The sequence below is a fragment of the Streptomyces cavernae genome (assembly GCF_004023625.1).
Taxonomy (GTDB): Bacteria; Actinomycetota; Actinomycetes; order Streptomycetales; family Streptomycetaceae; genus Streptomyces; species Streptomyces cavernae.
Map to the genome: position 1 here is coordinate 194,169 of NZ_RPDJ01000023.1, position 12,830 is coordinate 206,998.

15 protein-coding genes are annotated in these 12,830 nt (G+C 71.0%); 13 read left to right on the forward strand and 2 right to left on the reverse strand.

The genetic code is table 11. The annotated features are described in order from the left end of the window. Positions 1–220: 220 nt before the first annotated feature. From EF387_RS30490 to EF387_RS30515, 5 genes are all read left to right on the forward strand, one after another. A complete protein-coding gene (locus EF387_RS30490) occupies positions 221–967 on the forward strand; it encodes an LmeA family phospholipid-binding protein (RefSeq protein ID WP_128379852.1) in 747 nt (248 codons plus the stop codon). A gap of 453 nt (positions 968–1,420) precedes the next feature. Then, positions 1,421–2,260: a sulfurtransferase gene (locus tag EF387_RS30500; RefSeq protein ID WP_128379853.1), complete on the forward strand. Its 840-nt coding sequence runs from the start codon at positions 1,421–1,423 to the stop codon at positions 2,258–2,260. A 33-nt stretch (positions 2,261–2,293) separates the two neighbouring features. Beyond that, positions 2,294–2,581: a DUF1416 domain-containing protein gene (locus tag EF387_RS30505; protein WP_128379854.1), complete on the forward strand. Its 288-nt coding sequence runs from the start codon at positions 2,294–2,296 to the stop codon at positions 2,579–2,581. A 264-nt stretch (positions 2,582–2,845) separates the two neighbouring features. After that, positions 2,846–3,106 (forward strand): DUF3099 domain-containing protein, encoded by a 261-nt coding sequence (locus tag EF387_RS30510; RefSeq protein ID WP_128379855.1) that lies wholly within the window; start codon positions 2,846–2,848, stop codon positions 3,104–3,106. Between the two features lie 10 nt (positions 3,107–3,116). Next, positions 3,117–3,500: a VOC family protein gene (locus EF387_RS30515; RefSeq protein ID WP_128379856.1), complete on the forward strand. Its 384-nt coding sequence runs from the start codon at positions 3,117–3,119 to the stop codon at positions 3,498–3,500. A gap of 246 nt (positions 3,501–3,746) precedes the next feature. On the opposite strand, the gene EF387_RS30520 is transcribed toward EF387_RS30515, so the two are convergent. Further along, positions 3,747–4,109 (reverse strand): DsrE family protein, encoded by a 363-nt coding sequence (locus EF387_RS30520; protein ID WP_128379857.1) that lies wholly within the window; start codon positions 4,107–4,109, stop codon positions 3,747–3,749. Positions 4,110–4,245: 136 nt separating this feature from the next. Between EF387_RS30520 and EF387_RS30525 the strand changes: the two genes are divergently transcribed. The 6 genes from EF387_RS30525 (at position 4,246) to ygfZ (ending at position 9,732) form a co-directional block, all read left to right on the forward strand. Beyond that, the gene (locus EF387_RS30525) at positions 4,246–5,241 is read left to right on the forward strand and encodes a hypothetical protein (protein WP_238431791.1); all 996 of its coding nucleotides are present in this window, start codon (positions 4,246–4,248) and stop codon (positions 5,239–5,241) included. Continuing rightward, entirely contained in the window at positions 5,238–6,149 is a 912-nt protein-coding gene (locus tag EF387_RS30530) for a hypothetical protein (RefSeq protein WP_238431792.1), read from the forward strand. The genes EF387_RS30525 and EF387_RS30530 overlap by 4 nt, the downstream gene beginning before the upstream one ends. Then, positions 6,146–7,321, forward strand: coding sequence for a hypothetical protein (locus EF387_RS30535; RefSeq protein WP_202918412.1), 1,176 nt, complete (start codon positions 6,146–6,148; stop codon positions 7,319–7,321). Before EF387_RS30530 ends, EF387_RS30535 begins: the two co-directional genes overlap by 4 nt. Positions 7,322–7,632: 311 nt before the next feature. Then, positions 7,633–8,208 carry a heme-binding beta-barrel domain-containing protein gene (locus tag EF387_RS30545; protein ID WP_128379859.1) on the forward strand — a complete coding sequence of 192 codons (576 nt, stop codon included), beginning with the start codon at positions 7,633–7,635 and terminating at the stop codon, positions 8,206–8,208. Between the two features lie 38 nt (positions 8,209–8,246). Beyond that, the gene (locus EF387_RS30550; RefSeq protein WP_128379860.1) at positions 8,247–8,732 is read left to right on the forward strand and encodes a Fur family transcriptional regulator; all 486 of its coding nucleotides are present in this window, start codon (positions 8,247–8,249) and stop codon (positions 8,730–8,732) included. Between the two features lie 34 nt (positions 8,733–8,766). Continuing rightward, entirely contained in the window at positions 8,767–9,732 is a 966-nt protein-coding gene (ygfZ, locus tag EF387_RS30555) for a CAF17-like 4Fe-4S cluster assembly/insertion protein YgfZ (protein WP_128379861.1), read from the forward strand. Positions 9,733–10,139: 407 nt separating this feature from the next. On the opposite strand, the gene dtd is transcribed toward ygfZ, so the two are convergent. Next, positions 10,140–10,565 carry a D-aminoacyl-tRNA deacylase gene (dtd, locus tag EF387_RS30560; RefSeq protein WP_128379862.1) on the reverse strand — a complete coding sequence of 142 codons (426 nt, stop codon included), beginning with the start codon at positions 10,563–10,565 and terminating at the stop codon, positions 10,140–10,142. Positions 10,566–10,737: 172 nt separating this feature from the next. Here dtd and EF387_RS30565 point away from each other — a divergent pair, with 172 nt between their 5' ends. Together EF387_RS30565 and EF387_RS30570 are read left to right on the forward strand one after the other, a co-directional pair. Further along, the gene (locus tag EF387_RS30565) at positions 10,738–11,478 is read left to right on the forward strand and encodes an RsiG family protein (protein WP_128379863.1); all 741 of its coding nucleotides are present in this window, start codon (positions 10,738–10,740) and stop codon (positions 11,476–11,478) included. 133 nt (positions 11,479–11,611) lie between these two features. Beyond that, positions 11,612–12,586: an asparaginase gene (locus tag EF387_RS30570; RefSeq protein WP_128379864.1), complete on the forward strand. Its 975-nt coding sequence runs from the start codon at positions 11,612–11,614 to the stop codon at positions 12,584–12,586. The last annotated feature ends 244 nt before the right edge of the window (positions 12,587–12,830 follow it).

The window sequence follows — 12,830 nt, forward strand, 5'->3', positions numbered from 1 at the left end:
AACGGGCGCCGGGTCGGGTTAGGCTCGCGAGACGGCCACTGAAGCCCGAGACGACCACGAGGGCTGAGCCGGCCGATGAGAGTGAGATGGCCACTGAGTGCTGACACGGCACCAAGGGCCGACTCGGAACCAAGGGCCTACACGGCACCGCGGGACGAGACAGCACTGAGGGCCGAGACGGCACCAAGGGCGCCGAAGAGAGGTGGGGGAAACACCGAGCATGCGCGCACTGCGAATACTTCTGATCCTCGCCGTGATCCTGGGCGGGCTCTTCGTGATCGCCGACCGGGTCGCCGTCGGTTTCGCGGAGGACGAGGCGGCGGACCGGCTGCGCATCAGCGAGGGCCTCAGCAGCACGCCGTCGGTGTCGATCAACGGTTTCCCGTTCCTCACTCAGGTCGCGAGCGGTGAGCTGGACGAGGTGAAGGTCGGCATCAAGGACTACGAGGCCTCCACCGCCGGTACGAGCGCTGCGTCGACCGGGGTCAAGAAGATCCGTATCGACGACCTCAACGCCGAGATGCATGGCGTCGTCTTCTCCGGCGGCTACAGCTCCGCCACCGCGAACTCCGCCACGGGCACGGCCACGATCGCCTACGCCGAGCTGCTCAAGGCCGCGAAGGGCGAGCCGGTGGACGTGACGACCGGTGTCACCGCGAAGGTGACCGGTCTGTCCGACGGCGGCAACGGGAAGATCAAGGTGTCGGTCGAGGCCGATGTGCTCGGCAACAACGTGCCGCTGTCGGTGCTCAGTTCGGTGGCCGTCGAGGGCGACACGGTCAAGGTGCGCGCCGACTCGCTGCCCAGCCTGGGCATCCAGCTCGCCGAGGACAGGGTCCGCCGGATCACCGACTTCGAGCAGAAGATCGACGGCCTGCCCGGCGGGATCAAGCTGGACAAGGTCGAGGCCGCGAAGAACGGCGTTGATATCTCGGTGAAGGGTTCGTACGTCAAGCTGGTCGGGTAGGACTCCCGACTGCGGTCCCTGCCCCTCGTGGGTCCGGACCTATGTCCGATGGGCGAGACGGTCGCGTCCGTACATCAGATGTCCTCCGGGTAAAGGGTCCGGGAGGCCCGGGCGGGAGCGGCTCCGCGGTTGATCGTTCCCAAATGCCGGACGATCCCGTCTCGTCATTTGACACGCCGGTGACATGTCCGGTCACCGGTCCCTACGATCGACGGCATGAAGCAGCAGGCGGATTTCACGAAGCGGCGGGCAGTCGACCTGTGCCGCGTCGCCGCCATGCTCTGTCGCGGCTTCTGAGCGGAAGCCGCGCCTTCCGAGAAGCCGACGCCTTCCGCGTTCCCCGGTGCCCTCCTTGTCAGGGCCCCCGTGTGCCGTGCCGCCCGCAGCGGGCCGGATCGAGCACCCTCTCTCATACGCATCGCCCCGCCGCAACTGCCCCGGAGGAGAAGAAGCATGAGCCGCAGCGACGTCCTGGTCGACGCCGACTGGGTCCAGGAACACCTGGACGACCCGAGCATCGCCGTCGTCGAGGTGGACGAGGACACGTCCGCTTACGAGAAGAACCACATCAGGAACGCCATCCGGATCGACTGGACCAAGGACCTCCAGGACCCGGTCCGCCGTGACTTCATCGACCAGGAGGGCTTCGAGAAGCTCCTGTCGTCGAAGGGCATCGCGAACGACACGCTGGTGATCCTCTACGGCGGCAACAACAACTGGTTCGCCTCGTACGCGTACTGGTACTTCAAGCTCTACGGCCACGAGAACGTCAAGCTCCTCGACGGTGGCCGCAAGAAGTGGGAACTGGACGCCCGCGAGCTGGTCGAGGAGGTGCCCGAGCGCCCCACGACCGACTACAAGGCCAAGCCGCAGGACACCTCGATCCGCGCCTTCCGCGACGACGTGGTCGCCGCGATCGGCGCGCAGAACCTGGTCGACGTCCGTTCCCCCGACGAGTTCTCGGGCAAGCTGCTCGCACCGGCGCACCTGCCGCAGGAGCAGTCGCAGCGTCCGGGCCACGTTCCGACCGCCCGCAACATCCCGTGGTCGAAGAACGCCAACGACGACGGCACCTTCAAGTCGGACGACGAGCTCAAGGAGCTCTACGCCGAGGAGAACGTGGACCTGTCCAAGGACACCATCGCCTACTGCCGTATCGGTGAGCGCTCCGCGCTGACCTGGTTCGTGCTGCACGAGCTGCTCGGCGTCCAGAACGTCAAGAACTACGACGGCTCCTGGACCGAGTACGGCTCGCTGGTCGGCGTTCCGATCGAGCTCGGCGCCAACAAGTAACCCCCAAGACGGCCTGAAGGACGGTAATCAAACATGTGTGGAGCGAAGGCCGGCGGCCCCGACGCCTCGACGATCAAGCCCGGTGAGACCACGATCCAGGGTCAGGTGACCCGCAACGGCGAGCCGGTGGTCGGCTACGTCCGTCTCCTGGACTCGACCGGCGAGTTCACCGCCGAGGTCCCGACCTCGGCGACCGGACAGTTCCGCTTCTACGCGGCCGAGGGCACCTGGACGGTCCGGGCGCTGGTGCCGGGCGCGACGGCGGACCGTACGGTCGTCGCCCAGACGGGCGGCCTCGCGGAGGTCGCGATCGCCGTCTGACGGCTGCTCGCAGGATTCGCAGGAACGCTTCGTAGCTCGCGGGAAGCTTCGTAGTTCGCAGGAAGCTTCGTAGGAAGAACGGCCGAAGGGCCGCACCCCGATGGTGGACGCTCACCGGACGGGGTGCGGCCCTCAGGCTTTCGGTATCCGGGCGGCCGACCCGCTCTTGCCTGGGGGCCGACCCGATTTCGGCTGCCGGCGCCGACGTGCTTTCGGGGTCGCGGGGGCGGCGCCCAGGAACCGTTCGCGGCATACGCTGGAGCCATGTACGCGCGAAGGCGCCACGTCTACTTCGCCATGATGGGCACGTGCATCGGCCTGTTCGTGCTGGCCTGGGGAGTCGTCCGGCTCTGGTCGATCCCCGCCGCCGTGGCGATGTGCGTGGTGGCGATGGTGATCCCACCGCTGGCCGCCATGGTGGCCAACCGCCGCGGCCCCGACGACCGGTGGTGGGACGACCCCTCCGGGGACCCGGTGTCCGACGAATGGTGGGACGAACTGGACGGGAAGAAGAGACGGCAGTAGTAAGGCGCCCATGTCGCGAGCGAGATTGTCCTCCGTGGTCCTCGACGCCCCCGACGCGCACGAGCTGGCCGGGTTCTATCTGCGGCTGCTCGGTTACGAGGTGCGCGACGACGAACCGGACTGGGTGGTGATCCAGTCTCCGGGCGGAGACGGCACCGCGCTCTCCTTCCAGACGGAGCGGTCGTACGTCCGGCCCGAGTGGCCCGCCGGACCCGGCGACCAGCGCATGATGCTCCACCTCGACATCGAGGTGGACGACCTGACCGCCGAGACTGAGCGTGCCCTCGCCGAAGGGGCCGAACTGGCGGACTACCAGCCGCAGGACGACGTACGGGTCATGCTGGACCCGGCGGGGCACCCGTTCTGCCTGTGGGTGCGCACGGAAAACGGCTGAGCACTCAGGCCACTAGGGCCTGTCTGGGGCTGTGCTCTGGGCTCGCGGGGCGTGGCACGCACTCCCCACATCGGCTTCGCTCGAACAGGGGGACCCCCATGCCGCGTTGCCGAAACGCCCTAGTAGCTCCTCCCCCACTCTCGACTTCGCTCGAGCGGGGGCACCCCCACCGAGGGCGTCCCGGCGCCTTGCGATCGCACGCACCACACCCCGCTCCCTGATCCAGATCACAGCCCCAGACAGGCCCTAGTAGACGAGCGCCTGCGTCTCGTCCCCCAGTGCCTCCTGCACGAACACCTGCGCACCCGCGATGCGCACACCCTCGATGACGTCCTTCTCCGAGATGTCGCGGCGGGCGGCGCACTGGGTGCACAGGGTGAGCCGGCCCCCGGCCAGAATGGAGTCGATCAGCTCGGGCAGCGGGGCCGCGTGGGGCAACTCGAACTCCGCTGCCCGGCCCGGGAGGGCGAACCAGGCGGACTCACCGGTCAGCCAGAGCGACACGTCGACACCGCTGGCCACGGCCACCGCGGCCACCGTGAACGCCTGCGAGCAGCGTTCGGGGGCGTCGGCCCCCGCCGTCACCTTGATCACGAGCTTCTTCGCCATGCCGGAATCGTAGTCATCCCCCGTGCGCGGGGACGACCGGAGGTGTGGATCATGAGTCTTCGACGCGTCCGGATACGTAATCCCAGCGACGAGATCCGGGCCGAGTCGATGCGAGGTGTTCGGGGGAGTGGTGAACGTGCCGGAGACGTCCGGGCACGCGGTGGGCCCGGAGGGGACCGTGCCGCGGGTGCCGGATCCGGAGGTGCCCGCTCCGGAGGTTGCGGTTCCGGAGGTGCCCGCTCCCGAGGTGGTGGTTCCGGAGGTGGTCGTTCCGGAGGTTGCGGTTCCGGAGGTGGTGGTGCCCTTGGTGCCGGACCCGGAGGTTGTTCCTGAGGGAGCGGTGGCCGAAGGGGTTGAGGTGGCTGTGGGGGCCGCGGTCTCCCACGGGGCGGGACTCCCCGCGGATGACGACAGCCCCGGCGCGCGGTCCGGGTCGCGCACTCGGCTCGCCCCGCTCATCGGCGCCGCCGCCGCCCTCGGCGTGCTCGTCGGCACCTGCGCCGGATACCTGGTGCAGGTCCAACGCGCACCCACCCCCCTGCCCCCGCTCTCGCAGCCGTACCTGACGCAGGCGAAGGGCGCCGGCCCCGAGCGGTTGCCCGCCGCGCAGGACCGCGAGGTCAAGACCGAAGGTGACCTGCGCAAGCTGCTCGTGCCCCGGCCGAGCGGAGCCCAGGATCCACTGTTCAACGCGGGCGCCGACGGCTGGCTGTCGCTCCCGGAGTACGCCGGGCTCTTCAAAAAGCCCGCCCAGGCCTTCAGCGGCCTCATCGCGGACGGGTTCCGCCGTGCGGCCGTCGCCGACTGGCGCGAAGGCAAGTACAACGTGGAGATCCGGCTGGTGCAGTACCGGCAGGAGGAGCGCCTCGCGGCCAAGGAGGCCGTGGAGAACGCCAAGTACTGGTCCGAGGTGGACCCGGGCACCACCAGCCGGCCGGTCCCGGGCACCGGCGACGGCCGGGTCTACGTCCACAGCGAGCCCGCCCGGGAATCGGGCGCCGTCCCGCTGTACACCGCGGAGGCGTTCGCGTGGCGCGGGGACATCGCGATGGAGATCTGGGCGTACGACAGCGAGCCGGTCCCCATGAAGAAGATCATGGGCTTGGCCGAGCGGCAGATGGGGCGTTTGTGAGCAGCGCGGAGAAGGACACGGACGCGGGTGAGGCCGCGGCCGGGGCACCCGAGGCCGCTGCCCCGGAGGCCGGAGCGCCGGAGGCCGGGGCGATCGACGCACGTCGTCGTCGGACGGGCCTCCTCGTCGGCTGTGCCCTGCTGATCACGGCCGTGCTCGGTGGGGCCGGATACACCGTCGTGGCCGTCAGCGGCGCCGACCGGGATCCGGGAGCCCCCGTCTGGCGCTTCCCGCAGCAGGCGGACACCAAGAACGACTCACAGGACTCGAAGGACTCCAAGGACTCCAAGGACGCGAAGGACGCGAAGGACGCGAAGGGCACCACGGCCCAGGGTCTGAGCGACTTGCTGCTGCCGTACGGGACCGACGGCTACACCCGCGGTCCGGACCTGAACGAGTTCGGCTCCGACACGGAGCTCAGCGGACGCAGGGCCGCCGCCGTGCGCAAGGAGGCACTGCGCGGACTGCCCCGTATCCCACGCCGGGAGCTGGAGAAGCGGATCGACGAGCAGCACATCGAGGGCGTGGCGATGCGCAGCTACCTCAGCACGGCCGCCGCCGGCGACTCGACGCTGTATGCGGACAAGTCCTTCGCCATCGGTGTCGAGCTGACCCGGATGGAGAGCCGGGACTCGGTGCGCGAGGCGGCCACCGCCCAGGTCTCCTTCCTCCGGAGCCTCGACGTCTTCCGCGAGGGCCCCCGGATCGAGGGCCACGGCAACGCCAGGTGCTTCCTGCCGCCCGACGAGGAGGACGAGAAGCTCGACATGATGATCTGCTCCGCGTACGAGGGCGACATCCTCCTCGGCGCCACGGTGTACGGCATCAAACCGCTGGACAGCGACGGCGTGGCCCGCTTCCTGCGGGAGCAACTGGACCGCATCGGGGAGCCGGGGCAGGCGGTATGAGCGACCGACTCGACGTGAGCGGCCGACTCGACGTGAGCGGCCGCCGCGACACGAGCGGCCAGCCGGACACAGCCACACGGCCCGACGCCCCGCCGCTGCCGTCCACCCCACCCCCGTCCGCACCGCATCCCACGCCGTCCACCCCACCCCCGTCCGCACCGCATCCCGCGCCGTCCACCCCACTGCCGTCCGCGTCGGCCGCCCCGCCGCTGTCCGCCCCACCGCCGTTCGCGCCGTCCGTATCGTCCGCCCCGCCGCATCCCGCACCGCGGGTCGTCCCGCCACCGTCCGCACCGCATCCCGAGCCGTCCCCGCCGGTCGTCCCGCCACCGCCCGCACCGCATCCGGCGCCGCAGGCCGCCCCACCGCCGTTCGCGCCGGGCATTCCCGCCCAGCAGCCGGGTCGGGATCGGCGGCGGCTGCGCGCATCCCTGCGGTGGGGGGCCGTGGTCGGGGTCTTCGCTGTCGTCGGTGCCTGTGTGGCGTACGGACTGGCGAGTGTGGATCGCGCCGACCTCCCGGGGCTCGCCACCGCCTCCGACGGGCGCTGGGTCTACCCGGAGCTGACCAGGCCCCCGCTGCCGGAGGGCAGCCCCGGGCCGCTCGACCCCGCGAACAAGGCCGGTGCCCACCACGCCGACCTGCGCGCCCTGCTGCTGCCCCCGCCGGACGGCGCCGAGCCCGACAGGACCCTACCCGGCGCCGGCGGATGGCTGGCCACGAGGAAGTTCATCGCCCAGTACGCCTCGCGGGAGGACCGCGAGGCCCTCGACCGGCTGTTCACCGACCACGGGCTCCGGCGCATCGCCGCCCGCGGCTGGACCGCCCAGGACGGCACGCACACCCGGGTGTACCTGCTCCAGTTCGCCACGGCGGCCGTTGTCGACGCCATCGACGAGCAACAGGTGTTCACGGGCTACGACGCCCCGCGGTACGCCCTGCGCGGGGCCTCCGAGGTGCACGCCGACGAGAGCTTCCCGGTGGAGGCGGAGGTGGCGGGCGTACGGCACCACGTGTACGCGGAGCCCGAGCCCTACGGTGCCGAACAGGTGCGCGAGGCGTACCTCACCGCCGGGGACACGCTCGCCCTGATCGTGCAGTCCCGCAAGGACGGCGCCGCCGCGATCCCGTTCCAGCAGACAGTGGTACTCCAGAGCCGGCTGCTGGGCTGACACCGGAGTCGGCTGCTGGGCTGATGCCGGAGCCGGCCGCCGGGCCGACGACGGCCCGACGGTGGTCCCTGCCGCGAGGGCCCGGGCCGCGGCCGACTAAGCTGGGCCCGACGCGCGGGGTCCGGCCCCGTACTACCACGCTCATCCGAGGAGCACCCTGTGCTTGAGATCTTCTTCGAAGCTCTGCTGGTCCTGGTCTGCGTCGGCGTGCTCGCCTTCGCCGGACTGGCCGTGAAGAAGCTGTACCAGGGCCAGCGCTGACCCTCACCCCAGGACCCCCATCACCGACGTGCGAGACTTCTGAGCCATTCATGATCGAAATCCCGTCCGACCTGCACAAGGACCTCGTCCCGCTGGCGTTCCTGCTCGGCAGCTGGGCCGGCGCCGGCGTCCACGACTTCCCCGGAGCCGAGAAGTGCAACTTCGGCCAGGAGGTCACCTTCACCCATGACGGCCGGGACTTCCTGGAGTACCGCTCCCACACGTGGGTGCTGGACACCGAGGGCAACAAGGTCCGGCCGCTGGAGAGCGAGACCGGCTTCTGGCGCATCGACAAGGACCGCAAGGTCGAGATCGTGATGGTGCGCGACGACGGCGTGGTCGAGGTCTGGTATGGCGAACTGGCCAACCAGAAGCCGCAGATCGACCTCGCGACGGACGCGGTCGCCCGGACGGCCGCCTCGGGCCCGTACAGCGGCGGCAAGCGCCTCTACGGCTACGTCAAGGGCGACCTGATGTGGGTCGGCGAGAAGCAGACCCCCGAGATCCCGCTGCGCCCCTACATGTCGGCTCAGCTGAAGAAGGCCGTCACCCCCGAAGACGTCGAACGCTGGGCCAAGGCCCTCCCGGACGACCTGCCCGACGACGGGATCGCCTTCTTCAAGTAGGCCGGTGGTCCTGGGTGAGTCGGCCTAGACTCTCTGGTGTGGTGAGCACCGACTGGAAGAGCGATCTGCGGCAGCGCGGCTACCGGCTGACCCCGCAGCGGCAACTCGTGCTCGAAGCCGTGGACACCCTGGAGCACGCGACCCCCGACGACATTCTGGGAGAGGTGCGGAAGACAGCGTCGGGGATCAACATCTCCACCGTCTACCGCACCCTGGAGCTCCTGGAGGAGCTCGGGCTGGTCAGCCACGCCCACCTCGGGCACGGCGCCCCCACCTACCACCTGGCCGACCGCCACCACCACATCCACCTCGTCTGCCGTGACTGCACCAACGTCATCGAGGCGGACATCGACGTGGCCGCCGAGTTCACCGCCAAGCTGCATGACACCTTCGGCTTCGACACCGACATGAAGCACTTCGCGATCTTCGGCCGGTGCCGGGACTGCGCGGCGAAGGCGAAGGCGAAGTCGGTCGGCGCGGCCGTCGACGACCAGCCGGTGCACCGGTCGGCCGCGGAGAAATAAGAACGGCAAGTAGTCGGTCGTAGGCTATGTGGATATGAAAAGCCCTCTGCTGTCCCTGCCAGGCGCCGTCCCCGCCGAGGGCGTGGACGAAGGCGTAGCCGCTCACTACGGCGACCTCTTCCGCGAACAGCGCGCCCTCGCCGACGGCACCGGCTTCGTGGACCTGTCGCATCGCGGTGTGGTCACCGTCACCGGGGCGGACCGGCTCAGCTGGCTGCACCTCCTGCTCACCCAGCACGTCAGCGACCTCCCCGCCCACCAGGCCACCGAGGCGCTGGTCCTCTCCGCGAACGGCCACATCGAGCACGCGCTGTATCTCGTGGACGACGGTGAGACGGTCTGGGCCCACGTCGAGCCCGGTACACAGGACGCACTGATCGCGTACCTGGAGTCGATGAAGTTCTTCTACCGCGTCGAAGTCGCCGACCGCACGGACGAGTTCGCCGTCGTCCACCTGCCCGCCGGCTCGATCGCCGAGGTCCCCGAGGGCGTCGCCGTACGCGAGACCCCCTACGGACGGGACCTCTTCCTCCCGCGCGCGGACCTGGAGTCGTACGCGGAGAAGTCCGGACCGGCCGCCGGGCTGCTGGCGTACGAGGCCCTGCGCGTCGAGGCCCACCGCCCGCGCCTCGGCTTCGAGACCGACCACCGCACGATCCCGCACGAACTGGGCTGGATCGGCAGCGCCGTGCACCTCCAGAAGGGCTGCTACCGCGGGCAGGAGACGGTCGCCCGCGTCCAGAACCTCGGCAAGCCGCCGCGCCGGCTGGTCTTCCTGCACCTCGACGGCAGCGAGGTCCACCTCCCGCCGCACGGCACGGAGATCCGCCTCGCGGACGACGGCCCCGACGGTCGCAAGATCGGCTTCGTGACGACGTCCGTACGCCACCACGAACTGGGGCCGATCGCGTTGGCTCTGGTCAAGCGGAACGTGCCGACGGAGGCCCGGCTGCTCGCGGACACGACGGCCGCGGCACAGGAGGTCGTGGTCGAGCCGTAGCGGCCCGGCGCCTGTCCGGGCCTGTGTCCCATCCGGTCGGCGCCTGTCCGGGCCTGTGTCCCACTCGGTCGGTGCCCGTCCGGGCCTGTGTCCCACTCGGTCGGTGCCCGTCCGGGCCTGTGTCCCACTCGGTCGGTGCCCGTCCGGGCCTGTGTCCCACTCGGTCGGTGCCCGTCCGGGCCCGTGTCCCACTCGGTCGGTGCCCGTCCGAGCCTGTGTCCCACTCGGTCGGTGCCCGTCCGAGCCTGTGTCCCATCCGGTCGGTGCCCGTCCGGGCCTGTGTGCCATCCGGCGGGCGCCTTTGCGGTCCCACCAGGCTGGCGCCTGTCCGGCCGGGCGCCTGTCCGCCCGGGCGCCTGTCCGGCCGGGCGCTTGGCCGGGCGGCCGACGCCCACCCGGCCCCGCGCCTACATCTCGAGCAGTACCGTGAACGGCCCGTCGTTGGTCAGGGAAACCCGCATCCGCGCGCCGAAGCGGCCCGTGGCCACCGTCGCCCCCAGGGCCCGGAGCTGTGCCACGACCTCGTCCACGAGGGGTTCGGCGATCTCCGAGGGCGCGGCGGCGTTCCAGGTGGGCCGCCGGCCCTTACGGGCGTCCCCGTACAGCGTGAACTGACTGATGACGAGCAGCGGGGCACCGATGTCGCTGCACGACTTCTCGTCGCCGAGCATCCGGATCGACCACAGCTTCCGGGCCAGCTGCGCGGCCTTCTCCTTGGTGTCCTCGTGGGTGACTCCCACGAGGACACACAGGCCCTCACCGTCGATCTCGCCGACCGTCTCGCCGTCCACGACGACGCTCGCTCCGTCCACCCTCTGCACCACCGCACGCATGGGCCCATCATGCCGTGTGCCGCCTCCTCATGATTTCGGGGGCACCGATACCCCCCATCCGGGGTTGATAAGGGGCACTTCGGTCACATGGCGACGGGTCGGGGTGGCACGATGCCGGATACCGCGGCGCACTCACGTGGGGACCGCGCCGGTCGAGGGGACGGTAGGCAAGATGAGCACACCACGTACCGGGCAGCCGCCGGTATCAGCGTCCACGATCAACAGGACGGGCCCGCACGCGCACACGACGCGCCCGCCACTGCAGCGCACGGACAGCCCGGACGCGCCGGGTGGTTCTCCCGCGCAGCAGGATCCGGCCCGGCTGGTGCTGCCCGAACTGCGGGCCATGCGGCGGGACGCGCAGCGCAACGAGGCCGATCTCAGCTATGTGCGGCGGCTGTTGCAGGGGCGGATCGACATTCTGCGGGCGGAGTTGGCACGGCGTGATCCGTCCGGGCGGGGGAACCGGACCGGCGCGACCGTCCCGACCAGTTCCTCCGGCTCGATCGGTTCGCCTGGCATGCCCGACGCGGCCGGCACGCCCGGCTCGTCCGGCCCGGTCGGCTCGTCAGGCCGGACCGATGTGTCCACGTCCGTCGTGGAGCGGCTGTCGGAGATCCTCAAGGACCAGCCCGCCAGGCGTCGTTCCTCGGCCCGCCATGTGACGGTGGGGACTCCGCGGGGTGAGGAGTACCGGCGGTTGGCGGCCGAGATGCTCGGGGAGGTCGAGCTCTCGGACCTCGCGGCGCGCACCGACCAGGAGCTGCGCGCGGCGATGGGTCGCCTCGTCCGCTACGAACAGCAGGTCTCGAGCCGCCGACGGCAGCTCCAGCGGACCGCCGACGACTGCGGAGCCGAGATCGCGCGCAGGTACCGGGAGGGGGAGGCGCAGGTGGACGACCTGCTCGCGTGAGCGGGCGCAGCCCGGGAGCGGGTGGGCCGGGTGGGTGTGACGGTGCAGGTGGATGCGATCCTGCCCTGCGAGGGGTGGGCGCGACCCGACCCGCCCGGCTCACCCGAGGCCCCGCACCGGAAGGCAACCGCCGATGTCCGCCGACACCACCTCCCGCCCCGCGCCCGCCATACCCCCGGTCCTCGCCGAGGTCGTACGATCCGGCTTCGTCGAGGGCCGCCATCGGGGCAGTCTCGTACTGCTGGGAGCGGACGGCGCCGTGGAACTGGCGCTGGGGGACGTGACCTCACCGGTCTTCCCGCGTTCCACGAACAAGCCGATGCAGGCCGCCGGTGTGCTGCGCGCCGGTCTCCAACTCACCGGGGAGCGCCTGGCGATCGCGGCGGCGAGCCACTCCGGAGAGGCCTTCCACCGTGACCTCGTGCAGAAGATGCTGACGGAACACGGGCTGACCGCGGCGCTGCTGCGGTGTCCGGAGGACCTGCCGCTGGACCCCGTGGAGGCGGAGACGTACCTCGCGGCGGGGGCGGTACGCGACCGGGTCGCCATGAACTGCTCGGGCAAGCACACGGCGATGCTCGCCGCCAGCGCGCTGCGGGACTGGCCGCTGGAGTCGTACCTGGACCCCTCGCACCCCCTCCAGCAGCTGATCCGGGCGGTGGTGGAGGAAACGTCGGGAGAACCGGTGGCCGCGACCGGCACCGACGGCTGCGGAGCCCCGCTGCTCGCGATCTCCGTGACCGGTCTCGCCCGCGCCTACCGCGCCTTCGTCCTCGCAGCGCCCGGCACCGCGGAACGCCGCGTCGCGGACGCGATGCGCGCCCACCCCGAGTACGTCGCGGGCACCCGCCGGCACGACACCTGGCTGATGCGCGAACTCCCGGGCGCCCTGTCGAAGATGGGCGCGGAAGCGGTCCAGGCCGTGGCCTTCCCGGACGGCCGCGCCTTGGCCTTCAAGATCGACGACGGCGGCGGGCGGGCTCTGCGGCCGGTCCTGGCACGAGCGTTGACGCTGGCAGGAGTGGACGCGCCCGTGGTGTCCCGGATCGGCGACGTGCCGCTGCTGGGTGGGGACGAAGCAGTGGGGGAGATCCGCGCGGTGTTCTGAGAGGTGCTTGCCGGGGGCGGCAGTCGGGACCGGTGAGACGCTGGGCCTGACGGGACGGCCTGGGCTCGCCGGGGCTGTCGGGGCCGCCAGGGCGGTAGTTGGCCCGCGGGATGCCGGACGGCCGGTCGGACGCCCGGGGTGGGGTCACAGTCCGCGAGGCGCTGCGCGAGCCGAGCCGAGGGCTGGTGACCTCGGCGCGGACGTGACCACGCCGGGACTGTGCTCCCGGCGTCGGCGCGTGCCC